Source organism: Gordonia sp. NPDC057258 (assembly GCF_042668985.1).
Taxonomy (GTDB): domain Bacteria; phylum Actinomycetota; class Actinomycetes; order Mycobacteriales; family Mycobacteriaceae; genus Gordonia; species Gordonia hongkongensis.
The window spans coordinates 15,241-30,382 of the sequence record NZ_JBHUXZ010000004.1; the positions used below are offsets into that span (position 1 = coordinate 15,241).

The following is a 15,142-nucleotide window of genomic DNA, read 5'->3' on the forward strand; positions in this document are numbered from 1 at the left end:
AATTAGACATCAGCGCTGGTCGTCGAGTTCGTCCAGGGCGGCGCTGAGATCGCGGAGTGCGGTCAAGGCGTGCTCCCACCGGGCCGGGTCGAGTGCGGCCGCCAACCGGATGGCCGCCGCGCGATGTCCCGGGTTGATCGCGCGGACGGCCGCGAGGCCGGCCGCGGTGGGAGAGACGAGCTTGGCGCGACGGTGGGCCGGATTGTCGCGGTACTCGGCCAGTCCGTCGGCGACGAGGAGGTCGGCGGTGCGCTGCACGCTCTGGCGCGTGATCCCCATCGCCCGTGCGATGCCCGCGACCGGCAGCGGTTCGTCGAGCACCGCGCCGAGCACCTGCCACCGCGTGGCGGTCAGTCCGGCGGGTTCGGCGAGACGCTCGGCGAGGCCGAGGAACTGCCCGTTCAGCCGGAACGCTGTCAGCGCGGACGCCGACAGCAGGTCTTGCGGGTCTTTCACTGCTTGCCGGCCAGCGCGTAGAAGGCGCTGGGGTCCTGGTGGCCGTAGAGCTGGTACCAGGCGTCGAGCACCGGCGGCGTGTAGACGCCGAGCAGCGCGAAGACCTCCCGTGCGAAGTCGATCGGGGCGATCGCCGCCGCGGTGATGACGCCGCGATCGGTGACGGCGGGGGCGTCGACGTAGTGGGCGGCACCGGCATAACCGGTGGGCGACAACTGCTCCGGCGCGTTGCTGGTGTGGCGTCGGTCGTCGAGTAGTCCGGCCCGCGCGAGACCCATTGTCGCGCCACAGATCCCGGCAACCGGGGTGCCGGCTTCGGACCAGCGCCGCGCGGCGTCGACGAAGGCGTCGTTGGTCTCCCAGATCTGGGCGCCGGGCAGGACGAGCATCGCGCTGTCGTCGGGCGTGATCTCGTCGAGCGTCGTGTCGGGGACCATCGTGACCCCGCCGATGGTGCGGACCGGCTCGGTCGTCGCGCCGACGGTCACGATCCGGAACGTTCCCGGCTCGGCCTGGTACTCGGGATTGTTGATGCCGGACGCGACGTACCCGAACTCCCAATCGGCGAGCGTCGGGTACAGGGCGAGATGGACGGTCTTCATGGTGCCTCCTTCGGACGACTATTGACAGCATCCTGTCATTAATGACAGGATGCTGTCAATAGTTGGCCCGCGAGGTCAGCTGCGCAGACGTTGTCGCAACGCGGGTCGCCCGGCGAGCGCGGGAGCCGTCTCGCGGATGACCATCAGGCAGCAGAGGCTGATCGCCATCAGGGCCGCCGCATAGAAGCCGACGGGGATCACGCTGCCGGTGGCGCTGACGATCCGGTTCGCGATCATCGGCGCCAGGCCGCCGCCCAGCACCGCGCCGACCTGGAAACCGATCCCGATGCCGCTGTAGCGCTGCGTGATCGGGAACAGCTCGGCGAAGGTGGTGAGCATCGGACCATAGACGAACCCGGTCAGTGCGAAGCCGATGGAGATGACCGTGATGCAGGCGGCCAACGACCCGGATGCGGTGACGGAGAACAGGATCGGAGCGAACAGCAGCGACGTGATCATCCCGAAGCCGATCACCGTCTTGCGGCCCAGCCGGTCGGACAGGTAGCTGCCCAGCACGACCGTCGCGGCGTGGCAGGCGAGCGCCAGCGTGCTGCCGAAGACCACCGGGGACCGGTCGAAGCCGCGTCCCGGATCGGTCTCGGTCAGGAAGGAGAGCATGAACGTGAACAGCAGGAAGGCGTAACAGTTCTGCCCGACGTTGATACCGGCGGCCAGCGCGACGCGACGCCAGTTCTGGCGGAGCACGGCGAAGGCCGGCGGCGACTTCTCCTCGGCCTGCTTGGACTCGACGAAGTCCGGTGTCTCACTGACGCGGGACCGGGTCCACACCCCGATCGCCAGCACGACACCGCCGATGAGGAACGGGATCCGCCAGCCCCAGGCCAGGACCTGTTCCATCGGCATCAGCAGGACGAGGGCGAACGACAGGTTGGCCAGGATGCCGCCGACCGGCGAACCGAGGGTGACGAAGCAGCCGTACAGACCGCGCCGGTGCGTCGGCGCGTGTTCGGCGGCGAGCAGGGCGGCGCCGCCGATCTCACCGCCGCGCGAGATGCCGTGCACCATGCGCAGGAAGACCAGGATGATCGGTGCCACGATCCCGATGGCCTGGTAGTCGGGGAGGACGCCCATGGCCAGGGTCGATCCGCCCATGAGCAGGAAGGCGGCGGTCAGCGCCTTGCGTCGGCCGAATTTGTCCCCGAAGTGTCCGAAGATCAGGGCGCCGATCGGCGCCATCACGAAACCGACCGCGAAGGTCGCGAAGCCCAGGAAGGTGCCGAACCAGGGATCGTCGACGTTGAAGAAGATCTTGTTGAAGACCAGTGCCGTCGCGGTGCCGTAGATCGCGAAGTCGTAGAACTCCATGATCGTGCCGACACCGGACGCGACGGCGACGCGGGTGGTGCGTTCCCGGCGCGGCCGGCCGGTGCCGGTGGCCGAGGGGTCGGGTGGTGCAGAATTGTCGAGAGTTACCACGGATCACTCCTCATCGGTGGGCGAACGGACCCTCGAGGCCGTCGTTCGTTGGCTGTACTCGTGGATGGATCGATTGTGTCGAACCCGCGAGTCGGGGGGAATCGGGAAAAGCTTTACCGCGCCGAGCTATTGGCCGCGTTCGGGCACGCTTCACCGCGCCACCGGAACCGGGTCCGGTGGCGGGTGAGGTCGTCGCCCGATCCGTCAGTCGGCCGTGCTGAACTCCTCGTGGCGGGCGAGACGCCCGACCGCGTCGAGTACGCGGGCGAAGTCGGCGATCCGCTGGGCGCGGTAGTCGGCCACGGTGGCCGGGTCGAACTCGTAAAAGCCTGCGCCGTCGGATATCCCACGACGCCCGGAGGTCATGTTGGACTCGACCAGCGGGGCGGGCGCGAACCGCTCGCCGAGTTCACCACGCAGATAGTTCGACGCGTGGAACAAGGTGTCGCAACCACCCCAGTCGATGAACTCGAGCAGGCCGAGAACCGCGAAGCGCGAGCCGAATCCGATGCGCACCGCGGTGTCGATGTCCTCCGCGCTGGCCACCCCCTCGTCGACCATCCGGGCCGCCTCGTTCATCACGAGCGCCTGCAGCCGGGGCACGATGTACCCGGGGGACGGGGCGCACACGACGGGTACCTTGCCGACCGCGACGAGCAGGTCGCGGGTGGCGTCGACGACCCCGCGGCCGGTGGCGGTGCCCGGCGCGACCTCGACGAGCGGCATGAGGTCAGCCGGATTCAGCCAGTGCGCGTTGAGGAATCGCTCCGGGGCCGACAACGCCCCGGCGAGCTCGTCGACGAGGAAGCTCGAGGTGGTCGACGCGATGGGGACGGTGTCGCCGACCATCGCCTCGATCCACGTGAGCGCGTCGCGCTTGATCTCGGCGACCTCGGGTACCGCCTCGAACACCAGATCGGCGCCGGCCATCGGACCCAGGGCGTCGACCTCGCCGACGACGGTGACCAGCGCCGCGACGTCGTCGAGGTCCTCGACCGCCAGCAGGCCGAGCGTGACCTTGTGCGCCAGTGCCTGACGGACCGCGGTGCGAACCCCGTCGAGGTAGGCCGCGGCGTCGGCACCGCGGTCGCGGAGGTCGACGACCGTGACCGGCACGTTCCCGAAGGCCAGCGCGGCGGCGATGCCCTGACCCATCCGGCCGGCGCCGACGACGGCGACGTGGCGACCCGTCACTGCGCCGGCCCGTCGTGGAGCAGTGCCTGCATGCCGGACCGGTCGAGGTCGGCCAGTCCCAGGTTCTCCAGGGTCCGGCCGCCGGTTGCGGCCGGACGTCCGGTGACCGCGCCGGCGAGGGCGAGCAGGCCGTCGGCCACCGGCGTCGGTACCGACGCCCACCGCCCCACCGAGCTCAGCAGCGCCAGCCCGATCTCGACGTCCTCGGTCATGTAGCGGTGGGTGTGCAGGTCGATGTTCTCGCGCCAGTCGCCGCTGTCGGTGAGCTTCTCGTGGGCGGCGTTGCCGTACATCCACTCGTCGCCGTCGGCGGTGTAGTGGTCGGCGAGCGGGAAGTGCGGTGCGCCGTAGCCGAGCGCCTCCCGGACCGCGATGCGCTCGGCGTCCAGCGCGGAGGTGACCCGCCGGATGGCGTCCTGGGTGCCCTCGTTGTGGATGTCCCACGACGGGAAGTGTTCCAGCGGACCGGCATTCATCAAGATCAGCGGCGGGTGGATGATCGGGCCGGCGTTCATGAGCGCACCGCTGAGGGCGTCCTCGCTGCGTTCGACGGCGGGATAGACCTCACCGAGGACCGCCAGCGCCCGATCGGTGTGCCGGGCCGGGAACACCCCGGTGGGCAGACGGGTGGCGTACCCGCTGACGACGACCCGGGTGTCGCCGTGCTTGCGTGCGAGGTAGGGCAGGGTCCCGGTCTCGGCGAACGCGACGTCCGCGGGATTGCCGGCCGCGCGCACCGCCCGCGCGAAGACGAACGACCCGAAGCTGCCCGGCGGCAGGTAGACGACCTGGCCGTCGCGCAGGTGCGGGGCGAGCTGCCGCGCGAGCGACTCGTGGGCGAACGCCGGGACCGGCGCGACGATGACCTCGGCGTTGGACACCGCCTCGGCGAGATCGGCGACGATCGAGATCCCGCCGCTCGCTCCGCCGTCGACGCCGATCTGCCGCCGGCCGCGGTGGTCGTCGATCTCGAGCGTGCCGCGCTCGACCAGGGACGAGAACGCTGCGCCGTCCCGTCGCCACCAGGTGACATGGTGGTCCTTCTCGGTGAGCTCGGCCGCGGCCGCATAAGAGCCGTGACCTCCGCCGATGACGCAGACCTTCACGAATCGTCCTCCTCGATCTCGGGCCGCTCAAGCGGCCACTGGGGTGTTGGGAGGAAACGTAGGAGCGCTGCCGCGGACTGTCCCGGCGTCTGCCGAAACCGAAAAAAGTTCACCTCGTGATGCAGGATTGTTGCGTGCCGGACGACCTCGATTATCAGATCGTTCACGCTCTGCAGGTCGCGCCGAGGGCGCCGTGGGGCGTCGTCGGCGACGTCGTGGGCGTGAGCGCGGCGACCGCGGCCCGACGCTGGGAGCGGCTCGTCGACAGCGGTCTCGCCTGGATCGTGACCTATCCCGGGGCCGCGTACCTGAACACCCGCTGCAGCGCGTTCGTCGAGGTCCAGACCTCGTCACGGCGTGCGGCGCTCGTCGAGCGGTTGTCGGCGGACCGGCACGTGGCCACCATCCAGCGCACCGCGGGCGACGGCGACCTGCTGCTGACCGTGATGGTCCCCGATCTCGGCTTCCTCGGCGACTGGGTGCAGCGACTCGCCGACCTCGAGGGGGTCGCCCGGACCCGGACGAGGGTGGTGATGCGTGTCTTCGGCGAGAGCGAACGCTGGCGGGTGCACACACTGTCCGACGCCGAGGAGTCGGTGCTCGCCGAGCACCGACCCGAGCACCGCCCGCTGGCGCACGAACCCGATGAGATGGATCTGCGACTCATCGCCGCCCTGGCGCAGGACGGCCGGCGTTCGGCGGTCGATCTGGCGACCGCGAGTGGTCTGAGCGCGCCGACCGTCCGGCGTCGGCTGACCGCACTCGTCGCCGAACGCGTCCTGTCGATCAGATGCGAGGTGTCGCACGTGATCAGCGGATGGCCCGTCACGGCGAACGTCTGGGCGCGGGCGTCGTCGAGGTCGATCTCGGCGCTCGTCGACGCGCTCGACGAACTACCCCAGGTACGGGTCTGCTGTGAGGTCACCGGTACCGCGAACATCCTGATGGCTGTCTGGCTGCACACCGTCGGCGAACTGTCCGAGTTCGAGCAGCAGCTCGAGAGCCGGGTGCCGGGACTCGTCGTCGCCGACCGCTCGGTCACGCTGGAGACCCCGAAGCGACTGGGTTCGCTGCTCGACCGGTCGGGGTGCCGGACCGGTTCGATCCCGGTGGTCCTGTGACCACGTCGACGTCGCTGCGCTTCGCCCTGCTGATCACCGCGGCGTGCGGTTTCCTCGACAGCTACACGTATCTGTCCCGGGGCGGGGTGTTCGCCAACGCCCAGACCGGAAACGTCATCCTGCTCACGCTGAATCTGTCGGAGCAGCACTGGTATCAGGCCTCCGGTCATCTCTGGCCGATCCTCGCGTTCCTCGTCGGCGTCGTGCTGGCGGTGCACGTGAAGGCCGGCCGCTTCGACCATCTCCTCGTCTACCCGATCCGCGTGACGATGGCGCTGCAGGTGACCATCCTCGTCGTGATCGGCTTCGTCCCCACCTCCGTCCCGCACTCGTTCGTCACCATCCCCATCTCGTTCATCACCGCCATGCAGATCGAGTTGTTCCGCAACATCGGCGATCTCAACTACATCGCGGTGGCCACGACCGGGAATCTGATGCGCCTCGTGGAGGCCGGGTACGGCGTCACCGTCGACCGGTCCCCGGACGCGCGCAAGGCCCTGACGGTCTACGGCCGCGTGGTCGGTGCGTTCGCCGGCGGCGCACTCGTCGGGGCGGTCTGCACCCAGGTGATGGGTGGCCGCGCCGCCTGGGTGCCGGCGGGTTTCCTCGCGGTGACGCTGCTGCTCTTCGTGATCGACGAACGCACCGACCCGTCACCTACGGTGGGGTCATGACCCCACACGTGCCCGTGGTCGCCCTGCTGATCTCGCCCGACGATTCCCCGCCGGGCAACCTCGCCGAGCTCGAGGAGCTCGCGACGGTACGGCTCTGCACGGCCGACGATCTCGGCGCGGCCTTGCCGGGTGCGGACGTTCTCGTGTTGTGGGACTTCTTCTCCCGTGGCCTCGCCGACCACTGGGGCGCGGCCACGGCATCGTTGCGCTGGGTTCATGTGTGTGCGGCGGGCGTCGACTCGTTGCTCTTCGACGGGCTACGGGCCTCCGACGTCGTGGTGACCAACGCCCACGGCGTCTTCGACCGGCCGATCGCGGAGTTCGTCCTCGCCGCAGTCCTTGCGCGGCACAAGGGTTTACACGAATCGATGGCGCTGCAGCGCGATCATGAATGGCGACATCGCGAGACCGTGGCGACCCACCGCACCTCCGCCCTGGTCATCGGGACCGGCGGGATCGGCCGCGCGATCGCGAAACTGCTTCGCGCGGTGGGTGTCCGGGTGGTCGGGGCGGGCCGGACCGCTCGCGACTCGGATCCGGACTTCGGGCATGTCGTGGCCACCGACGATCTCGCCGCACAGGTCGGCGGATTCGACACCGTAGTCGCAATCGCGCCGCTGACCGAGCAGACCGCCGGGATGATCGACGCGACGGTGCTGGCGGCGATGAAACCCGGCGCCCACCTCGTCAACGTCGGCCGCGGCGAACTCGTCGACGAGGCGGCCCTCGTCGAGTCGCTCCGCTCGGGCCACCTCGGCGCGGCCACGCTCGACGTCTTCGTGACCGAGCCGCTGCCCGCCGACAGCCCGCTGTGGGATCTGCCCGGGGTCGCGATCTCGGCGCACATGAGCGGAGATGCCGTCGGATGGCGCGAGGCGCTGGCCGAGCAGGTCCTCGACAACCTGCGGCGCTATGTCGCGGCGGGTACCGCGGACCCGGCCGAGATGCTGGTCAACGTCGTCGACAAGGAACGCGGGTACATCCGGGGAGGCGGATGACCTCACCGCGGGCCCGCCGATAGTAGGCTGTAGCGCGATGACCACCGTCTATTTCCTGATCGCCGCCGTGGCCCTACTGGGTGCGGGTGTCCTGTTGTGGCTCGACCGCCAGCGGTCGAGCGTCGCACGGCACCAGCGTGCGGTCTGGGGCGATGAGCACGAGTTCAAGTTCCGCGAGTCGGACACCAAGCTGCGCAAGGTCTTTCGGCGCGCCACGATGAACGTCGGCGACCACATCCCGGTCCAGGACGTCGCCTACGGCCACTACGCCGGGGTGGAGGCCGTGGTCTTCGACCTGGCCGAGACCGCGACCGTGATCGCCGTCCGACGCTCCTCGCCCTCGCACGTCGTCGTCGACCTCCGGCACGAGGACGTCCTCGCGCCCGCCGAGGAAGACGTGGAACTGCTGGGCGCGATGGGCCCGCGCGTCATGTTCTCCAACAACCTCGACGTCGCCCGCCGGGTCTGCGACCGCCGCATGGTCGCGCTCGCCAACAAGGCGCCCGCGTTCGTCGAGGTCCTGTGGAACGAGGGTAACTGGGCGCTCGGCTCGATGCCGGTGACCAACGACCCGGCGAAGCTGAACACCGGGCTGGAGGTCGTCCGCCGGTTCGCCGATCTGCTCCGGGTGCTGCCGCCGATGCGAGAGCCGGAGGATTCGCCCGATCCGCGCGACCCGCACGGACCCACGCGGGCCGAGCTCGCCGACGAGAAGACCGAGTCCCTCCGCGACAAGCGTCGGCGGCAGGCCGCCGGCACCTCGACCGCAGCGGCGTCCCAGACCGGCGCGTCCGCTGATCCCGAGAGCCCGGCTGCGGCACGCAAGCCCCCGGCCCCGTCCACCGGGGGCCGCCGGATGTCGCCGATGCCCGTCCGCGGGTCCGCCGGGTCCTCCGACGACGCACCCCGCCGCGACGCCGGCGAGCGGCCCAACCGGCACCGCAACTGATCGCCTGACGCTCCATGTTCGACCGAGAGGGAAGCCGCATGTCCTCGTCCGCCCCGGTTCCCGCCGAGACCCCGCAGGTCGACCCGACCGCGAAGGCGCGGCTCGCCGAGCTCGTCCGCGACCTCGCCGTGGTCCACGGCAAGGTGACGCTGTCGTCGGGTAAGGAGGCCGACTACTACGTCGACCTGCGCCGCGCGACGCTGCACCACGAGGCCTCCCGCCTCATCGGCCGGCTGATGCGGGAACTGACCGCGGACTGGGACTACGTCGCCGTGGGCGGCCTCACCCTCGGCGCGGACCCGGTGGCGACGTCGATCATGCACGCCGACGGGCGGCCGATCGACGCCTTCGTCGTCCGCAAGGCCGCCAAGGCACACGGCATGCAACGCCAGATCGAGGGCCCCGACATCGTCGGTCGCGACGTGCTCGTCGTCGAGGACACCAGCACGACCGGCGCCTCACCGTCCACGGCTGTCGAAGCCGTCCGCGGTATCGGCGGCAACGTCGTCGGGGTGGCCACTGTCGTCGACCGCGCGACCGGCGCGGACGCGGTCATCACCGGTCTGGGCGTGCCGTACCGCTCGCTCCTCGATCTCGGTGACCTCGGGCTTGCCTGAGGCCGGCCCGGCGGGCTCCGCCGACGAGACCGGCGCGGTACCCGGTCCCACCGAATGGCAGACCGGGCCGGCCGTGGGAGTCGGGCCCTGGGCCGACGAACATCCCGATCAACCCGTACCCGCCGACCCGCGCCTCGACGCCGAGTTGCTCGCCCACGGCGACACCCGCAACGTCGCCGACGCCTATCGGTACTGGTCGCGCGAGGCGATCGTCGCCGACATCGATGCCCGACGACATCCGCTGCACGTCGCCATCGAGAACTTCGCCCACGACGCCAACATCGGCACCGTGGTGCGCACCGCCAACGCCTTCGCGGTGGCCGCCGTCCACATCGTCGGACGACGTCGGTGGAATCGTCGCGGAGCGATGGTGACCGACCGCTATCAGCACCTGATGCACCACGAGACGGTGGCAGATCTCATCGACTGGGCTCGTGACGAGGGACTGACCGTGGTGGCGGTCGACAACACGCCGGGAGCCCTGCCGCTCGAGACGGCGGATCTACCGCGCGACTGCGTGCTGGTCTTCGGGCAGGAGGGTCCGGGGGTCAGCGACGACGCGCAGCGCGCGGCCGACCTCACCGTGTCGATCGCGCAATTCGGTTCGACGCGCAGTATCAACGCGGGCGTCGCGGCCGGGATCGCCATGCACGCGTGGGTCCGTCAGCACGCGGACCTCGACGCCGCGTGGTGACGGGCGCGGGTGGCTTCGACTCGGCGCCTCGCTTCGCTCGGGGCCGGCTCAACCAGCGGGGGTAGGCATGGTGACGGGACTCAGTTGGCGGGAGGGGCGGAGTTGTTGGCCTCGTCGGAGGCGGGGAGGGGCTCCTCCTCGACGACCTTCTTCCCCGAGCGCAGGATGCGCTTGACGATCTCGGAGATGATCGGCAGCACCGAGATGAAGACGATGAACAGGAAGATGTAGTCGATGTTGTCGCGGATGAACTCGATCTGGCCCAGGAAGTAGCCGAGCAGGGTGACACCCGCACCCCAGGCGATCGCACCGACGATGTTGTACGTGAGGAAGATCGGGTACCGCATCTTCGCGGCGCCGGCGACGAGCGGCGCATAGGTGCGCACGATCGGGACGAAACGCGCGAGGATGATCGTCACCGGGCCGTGCTTCTCGAAGAACTCGTGCGCTTCCTCTATGTAGACCTGCTTCAGGATCTTCGCGTCCGGCCGGAACAGCGAGTACCCCGCCTTCTTACCGATCCAGTAGCCGACCTGGTCGCCCAGGAACGCCGCGATGGGGATCAGGACGAGCAGCACCCACAGCGGGGCGAAGGGCTCGATCTCCGCCGACTTCGCCGCGACGATGAGGCCCGCGGTGAAGAGCAGCGAGTCGCCGGGGAGCAGCGGGAAGAGCAGACCCGACTCGATGAACACGACCAGCAGCAGACCGGCCAGCATCCACGTGCCGAACGAATTCAGCAGGTTCACCGGATCCAGGAATCCCGGTAGCAGCGCCAGGTTGGTGGTCGTGGTGGCAAGCGCGGAGTCGATCACGGGGAGCCAGAGTACCTGCGCGTCCGTCGAGGACAGAATCTCACGGGTCCGCCACCGCCGTTTTCCAGCAGGTCCGGGCACGAATGGTGCCCGCGCCGGGCGATGTGGCACCTGCCATACTGGGAGAAGTCCGGCCGCGGGAAGTCCGGCTGCTCGCCACCGAAACATCAGTCGACGGCGAGAGAACCCGAACACCAGAGCACATCAACACCCTGGAGGATTCGTCGATGCCCATTGCAACCCCGGAGCAGTACGCCGAGATGTTCGACAAGGCGAAGAAGGGCGGTTACGCATTCCCCGCGATCAACTGCACCTCGTCGTCGACGATCAACGCCGCGATCAAGGGTTTCGCCGATGCCGGCAGTGACGGGATCATCCAGTTCTCGACCGGTGGCGCCGAGTTCGGGTCCGGCCAGGGTGTCAAGGACATGGTGACCGGAGCGGTCGCCCTCGCCGAGTTCGCGCACGTCGTCGCGGCCAAATACGACGTCCTGATCGGTCTGCACACCGATCACTGCCCCAAGGACAAGCTCGACACCTACGTCCGGCCGCTGCTGCAGATCTCACAGGAGCGCGTCGACGCCGGTCGCAACCCGCTTTTCCAGTCGCACATGTGGGACGGCAGCGCCGTACCGCTCGACGAGAACCTGGAGATCGCCAAAGAACTGCTGGCCAAGGCGGGAGCGGCCAACATCATCCTGGAGATCGAGATCGGCGTGGTCGGCGGCGAGGAAGACGGCGTCGAGAACGAGATCAACGACAAGTTGTTCACCACCCCCGAGGACTTCGAGAAGACGATCGAGGCGCTCGGTGCCAGCGACTCCGGCAACCGCTACCTGCTCGCGGCAACCTTCGGCAACGTGCACGGCGTCTACAAGCCGGGCAACGTCAAGCTGCGTCCCGACGTCCTCAACACCGGCCAGGAGGTCGCCGCCAAGAAGCTCGGCCTCGGCGACGCCGCCAAGCCGTTCGACTTCGTGTTCCACGGCGGTTCGGGCTCGCTGAAGAGCGAGATCGACGAGGCTCTGAGCTACGGCGTCGTGAAGATGAACGTGGACACCGACACGCAGTACGCCTACAGCCGCCCGGTCGCCGGCCACATGTTCAGCAACTACGACGGTGTGCTGAAGGTCGACGGCGACGTCGGCAACAAGAAGGTCTACGACCCGCGCAGCTGGTCCAAGAAGGCCGAGACCAACATGAGCGAGCGCGTCGTCGAGGCGTGCAACGACCTCAAGTCCAACGGCAAGTCCCTGACCGCCTGACAGACGCACAGCACTCTGCCCGCGCCCTGAAAAGGGTGCGGGCAGAACTGTTTTCGGACCTCGGCGCGCTGTTGCTCAGAGGCGGCCACTGCCGGTTCGCGGTGTCCGGGTGGCACGGCGCTCACCCCTCGTCAGCGGCGGCACGTGTTCGACCGCCCCGGCCACCGCTGCGACCGCGGCGCTCGCCGAGCGGGCCGGTCGTGCTCCCCTTCCGCCACCGCGCGCCAGCGCGTCGAGCCGGTCGCGAATGCGGTCCAGCACGGTGAGCGGCGCTGCGGCGAGAACGTTGCCCGGTGGCCGACGCGCCACCACGGGATGCGGACGGGTCGGCGCGGTCGACCGCACCGCCTGCCAGTAGGTGCCCCACCGGATCAGTTCGGCCGTGGTGCTGACCTCCTGCAGCCGGGGGAGGAGCACGTCCTCCTCATCCCGGACGTCCTCGCGGAGCAGCCGGACGATCTCGGTGAACAGCTCGCGGTGATCGGCGCTGTCGACGTCGACTTTCTCCAGGGACGTGAACAGCTCGTCGATCGCCTGATGTTCCTTTTCGACCTCGAGCGTCAGCTGCTCGCCGTCCGGTAGTCGGCGTCGGATGAGAGGCCACAACACGGCCTCCTCGGCGAAGGCGTGCGGGAAGACCAGGCGGGTCAGATCGTTCAGCACGGCCTCGCGCGCCGGACCGCTCGACTTCTCGGCCTCGGCGATGAGCCGGTCGAGTTCGACGTGATCTCGCTTCTGGCGGCAGAGCACGCTCTTGATCCCGCCCAGTTCCTTCTCGGTCTGTTCGGCCAGTGAAAGAGGCATGTCGTCGCTCCGGACTTAGGGTCCACGACCACGCAGATCCGGCGGAAAAGGCCGCCGTGCCGGGGTTCTCGACACTCGTGGTCGCCGCCCGGTTACCCGGCCGCGGATGAGCGAAACCGCTTCTCGAACGGCTTCGGTGGACGGCTCAGGTGATGGCGAGACCGATGACCACCGCAGCCGCGAGTGCGACCATCACGAGCGCCGCGATCACGACGGCCGGGTCGACACGCGACCGCGCTCGCCGCGGCTGTTCGACCGCGTAGGGCCGGATTCGATTGCTCGGTACCCGGCTCTGCCCTACGAGACGGTTGTCCGCGGCGGGACGCGGCCGCGGCGTCGATGCGGCGGGTGCCACCGGACGGGACGGCGGGGTGTAGAAACCCGGCGCGGAGCGGCCACCCGGTCCGGGCGGCGGGCCCGGCCGGTGTCCGCTCGTCACGTGGGGTTGCACACCTTCCAGTCGTCGCCGTCGCGCTGCAGGTTCAGCGTGACGGTTTCGGGCTGGTCCGGGGCGTTGGTGTGCACCGCGACGACCTCGACGACAGCCTGATTGCCGCCCTCGACAACCCGGACCGCGTTGATCGACTGCGTCTGTACGAGCTCGTTGCGAGACCGCTGGGCCTCGTAGGTCCGCTCGTACGCGGCGTCGTCGAAGTCGGTGTAGAACGCATTGAGTTCACCGCAGGTGACCGATCGCAGGGTCTCGAGGTCGCCCTCGTAGAGCGCGGTGGTGTAGTCCATGGCCACGGTCGCGGCTTCGTCCGCGGGCGCCGGCGCCTGCAGGCTGCTGTAGGCGAAGATACCGCCGACGACGGCCACGATGGCCACCACGATCGCCGCCGCGGCGATCAGCAGACCCTTGCCGCGCTTCTTGCGCGGTGCCTTGGGGTCACTGCCCGGGATGACCTGGGGCTCGCGGTCGGTGGTCGTCCATCCGGCGGTCGACGCGGCCACGGCCGGCTCCGGGGTCGTCCGCGCGTCGTCGTCGGCCGGCGCGTCGGGCTCGGTCCGGGCTTTGGCGGCGGCGGATGCCGCTACTGCCGCCGGGATGACGGCCGTCGCCGCGTCCGAACCGGAGTCGTCCTCGTCCTCGGTGTCGGCGTTGTCCGGCTCGGTGGCGTCGGTGTTCTCGCCGGTCGGGACGGCGATCGCCTCGGTGGGGGAGTCGGCGTCGGAGTCAACGTCGGCGGCAGCGTCGGTCTCGGTCGGCGAGTCGACCTCCGTCACGGCCGAGTCGTCTGCTGTCGAGGCGTCTGCTGTCGCCGCGTCCGCGGGGGTCTCATCCTGGACAGGCTGTTCCGCGACCGGCTCCCCCGGTGCTGGTTCGGTCTCGACGCCGTCGGCCTCTGCGCCCTCTGCCTCTGCGCCCTCGGCTTCGGCCGGCTCGTCGTCGGCGTCCGACTCGGCGACGGGGTCCTGGTGAGCCTCTGCGTCGTCTGCTGTGGCCTCGTCCGTCGCTGCCTCGTCTGGAGCCACGTCGGTGTCCACGGACTCGGACTCGGACTCGTCGTCGGCGTCACGAGTCGTTCCGGCTGCCACGGCCGCAGCGCCCGCCGCGGCCACACCGGCGCTGACCGCGGTGCCCGTGGACGGGTCCGTGTCGTCGTCGGCGAGCGCCGGTTCGACGGCCGCACCGGTGTCCTGGTCCGACTCGGATTCGGGCGCGGACCCGGACTCGGTGGACGCGGTCTCGGCGTCGGAGCCCTCGGTCCTGGAGTCGGCGCTCTCTTCTCCGGCGGACGCTGCCTCGGGCTCCGGGGCCGTCGGGTCGATGTCGTCGAGGTCCTCGAGCTCGGCGGCGTCCGGGAGGTCCGAGCGACGGATGACGGTGGTCGCGGAGTCGCTCGGGCCGAGCCGGGCCGGTGCCGGCGGGGCGGCCTCGGCGTCGTCGGGCTCGGTCGTTTCGGTCTCCGCGGTGTCGGGCGCCTCGCTGAGCGGGTCGATGTCGTCCAGGTCTTCGAGGTCTTCGGCGGACGGGAGGTTGTCGCGGTTGATGATCTGGGTGGCGCCGTCGATCCCACGCCCACCTCTCGGGGTGGGTGCCGCGGGCTGCTTCGCATCCTTGTCCGTCGCGTCCTTGTCGGTCGCTGCTTTGCGCGTGGTGGTCTCCTCGGACGTGGACGCGTCTGTCGTGGACTCCGCCGGGGTCGCCTCGGTCGGGGCGGCCGTGTCGTCGGCGGTCTCGTTCTCGGTGGGATCGTCCACGGGTGGCTCGTGACCCTCTCTGCTGGTGCTGGGTGGAGCGGCGTCGGTGCCGGTCGGAACAGTATCGGGGGTCGGCCGCGTGTCCGTCTGACGAGCCCGGCGCTCGTCCCGCACCTGCTTGAGCGTCGACAGTGCCTTGGTGACAGCGGCTCTCGGCCTGTCGGATCGCGCCATCGACTGAATCACCCCGCATCTCGCCCGTGCA

Annotated in this window: 16 protein-coding genes; 7 read left to right on the forward strand and 9 right to left on the reverse strand. The window is 69.7% G+C overall.

The genetic code is table 11. The annotated features are described in order from the left end of the window. Window positions 1-9: 9 nt before the first annotated feature. The 5 genes from ACFUEJ_RS04475 to ACFUEJ_RS04495 form a co-directional block, all read right to left on the reverse strand. Entirely contained in the window at window positions 10-456 is a 447-nt protein-coding gene (locus ACFUEJ_RS04475) for a MarR family winged helix-turn-helix transcriptional regulator (protein WP_078112678.1), read from the reverse strand. Further along, window positions 453-1,058, reverse strand: a complete 606-nt coding sequence (locus ACFUEJ_RS04480; RefSeq protein WP_078112677.1) for a DJ-1/PfpI family protein — start codon at window positions 1,056-1,058, stop codon at window positions 453-455. Before ACFUEJ_RS04480 ends, ACFUEJ_RS04475 begins: the two co-directional genes overlap by 4 nt. A 75-nt stretch (window positions 1,059-1,133) precedes the next feature. Continuing rightward, on the reverse strand, window positions 1,134-2,495 hold the full coding sequence (locus ACFUEJ_RS04485; RefSeq protein WP_388027795.1) for an MFS transporter: 1,362 nt from the start codon (window positions 2,493-2,495) through the stop codon (window positions 1,134-1,136). Window positions 2,496-2,699: 204 nt separating this feature from the next. Further along, entirely contained in the window at window positions 2,700-3,689 is a 990-nt protein-coding gene (locus ACFUEJ_RS04490; protein ID WP_078112675.1) for a 3-hydroxybutyryl-CoA dehydrogenase, read from the reverse strand. Continuing rightward, window positions 3,686-4,795, reverse strand: a complete 1,110-nt coding sequence (locus tag ACFUEJ_RS04495) for an NAD/NADP-dependent octopine/nopaline dehydrogenase family protein (protein WP_078112674.1) — start codon at window positions 4,793-4,795, stop codon at window positions 3,686-3,688. The genes ACFUEJ_RS04490 and ACFUEJ_RS04495 overlap by 4 nt, the downstream gene beginning before the upstream one ends. A 134-nt stretch (window positions 4,796-4,929) precedes the next feature. Between ACFUEJ_RS04495 and ACFUEJ_RS04500 the strand changes: the two genes are divergently transcribed. The 6 genes from ACFUEJ_RS04500 to ACFUEJ_RS04525 are packed head-to-tail and all read left to right on the forward strand — an operon-like array spanning window position 4,930 to window position 9,848. Beyond that, the gene (locus tag ACFUEJ_RS04500; protein ID WP_078112673.1) at window positions 4,930-5,916 is read left to right on the forward strand and encodes an Lrp/AsnC family transcriptional regulator; all 987 of its coding nucleotides are present in this window, start codon (window positions 4,930-4,932) and stop codon (window positions 5,914-5,916) included. Continuing rightward, the gene (locus tag ACFUEJ_RS04505; RefSeq protein ID WP_078112672.1) at window positions 5,913-6,590 is read left to right on the forward strand and encodes a YoaK family protein; all 678 of its coding nucleotides are present in this window, start codon (window positions 5,913-5,915) and stop codon (window positions 6,588-6,590) included. Before ACFUEJ_RS04500 ends, ACFUEJ_RS04505 begins: the two co-directional genes overlap by 4 nt. Then, window positions 6,587-7,588: a D-2-hydroxyacid dehydrogenase gene (locus tag ACFUEJ_RS04510; protein ID WP_078112671.1), complete on the forward strand. Its 1,002-nt coding sequence runs from the start codon at window positions 6,587-6,589 to the stop codon at window positions 7,586-7,588. The genes ACFUEJ_RS04505 and ACFUEJ_RS04510 overlap by 4 nt, the downstream gene beginning before the upstream one ends. A 37-nt stretch (window positions 7,589-7,625) precedes the next feature. After that, window positions 7,626-8,537, forward strand: coding sequence for a hypothetical protein (locus tag ACFUEJ_RS04515; protein WP_078112670.1), 912 nt, complete (start codon window positions 7,626-7,628; stop codon window positions 8,535-8,537). A 38-nt stretch (window positions 8,538-8,575) separates the two neighbouring features. Beyond that, entirely contained in the window at window positions 8,576-9,154 is a 579-nt protein-coding gene (gene pyrE / locus ACFUEJ_RS04520) for an orotate phosphoribosyltransferase (protein WP_068971819.1), read from the forward strand. Then, window positions 9,147-9,848, forward strand: coding sequence for an RNA methyltransferase (locus ACFUEJ_RS04525; protein WP_078112752.1), 702 nt, complete (start codon window positions 9,147-9,149; stop codon window positions 9,846-9,848). The genes pyrE and ACFUEJ_RS04525 overlap by 8 nt, the downstream gene beginning before the upstream one ends. A gap of 80 nt (window positions 9,849-9,928) precedes the next feature. Here the strand turns inward: ACFUEJ_RS04525 and ACFUEJ_RS04530 are convergent, their stop codons facing one another. Continuing rightward, window positions 9,929-10,663, reverse strand: coding sequence for a VTT domain-containing protein (locus ACFUEJ_RS04530; RefSeq protein ID WP_388027801.1), 735 nt, complete (start codon window positions 10,661-10,663; stop codon window positions 9,929-9,931). 227 nt (window positions 10,664-10,890) lie between these two features. On the opposite strand from ACFUEJ_RS04530, the gene fbaA reads away from it, so the two are divergent. Then, the gene (gene fbaA / locus ACFUEJ_RS04535) at window positions 10,891-11,928 is read left to right on the forward strand and encodes a class II fructose-bisphosphate aldolase (RefSeq protein WP_068971816.1); all 1,038 of its coding nucleotides are present in this window, start codon (window positions 10,891-10,893) and stop codon (window positions 11,926-11,928) included. A gap of 75 nt (window positions 11,929-12,003) precedes the next feature. Here fbaA and ACFUEJ_RS04540 read toward each other — a convergent pair whose 3' ends face one another. The 3 genes from ACFUEJ_RS04540 to ACFUEJ_RS04550 all read right to left on the reverse strand — a co-directional run bounded on the left by ACFUEJ_RS04540 (window position 12,004) and on the right by ACFUEJ_RS04550 (window position 14,937). Then, entirely contained in the window at window positions 12,004-12,732 is a 729-nt protein-coding gene (locus ACFUEJ_RS04540) for a hemerythrin domain-containing protein (RefSeq protein ID WP_265967000.1), read from the reverse strand. A 145-nt stretch (window positions 12,733-12,877) separates the two neighbouring features. Then, window positions 12,878-13,171 (reverse strand): hypothetical protein, encoded by a 294-nt coding sequence (locus ACFUEJ_RS04545; RefSeq protein ID WP_265967002.1) that lies wholly within the window; start codon window positions 13,169-13,171, stop codon window positions 12,878-12,880. After that, window positions 13,168-14,937 (reverse strand): hypothetical protein, encoded by a 1,770-nt coding sequence (locus ACFUEJ_RS04550; protein WP_388027805.1) that lies wholly within the window; start codon window positions 14,935-14,937, stop codon window positions 13,168-13,170. Before ACFUEJ_RS04550 ends, ACFUEJ_RS04545 begins: the two co-directional genes overlap by 4 nt. Window positions 14,938-15,142: the final 205 nt, after the last annotated feature.